The organism is Aureispira sp. CCB-QB1, assembly GCF_000724545.1.
GTDB lineage: Bacteria > Bacteroidota > Bacteroidia > Chitinophagales > Saprospiraceae > Aureispira.
Window position 1 is genome coordinate 1 of sequence record NZ_JHBV01000124.1, and the last position, 359, is coordinate 359.

The 359-nt window shown below is 38.7% G+C and carries 1 pseudogene; it reads right to left on the reverse strand.

What is annotated here, in order from left to right:
• Positions 1–359, reverse strand: a pseudogene (locus CG11_RS30655) (hypothetical protein); the annotation flags it as partial.

The window sequence follows — 359 nt, forward strand, 5'->3', positions numbered from 1 at the left end:
CTACCTTGTATCAAAGCGTGCAAGGGGTCTTTGCATTTATAAGAACTCGCCACGATTAACAATAACAATCTTGTATTTTCTTCTCCCACAATGCCTGTTTTACCAATCAAGGTATTGAGCCTTTTAAACAAGTTTTTAGTACTCAAAAATGCCTTGGCTTTCTTCCTCGCCTCCGCAGTTATTTGAAAGTTCTTAATCACATTAGAACTACCATTTTCAGTACTTTCAAAAGCTGCTCGATAGGCTTCCAATTCATCCGTTAACAAACTTATATCCAAGTCCAATAAATCTTCATTGATCCCTAGCTTTTGGCTCGCTGCTCGGCAATACTTTTGTACCGCACTATCTTCGTACAACTC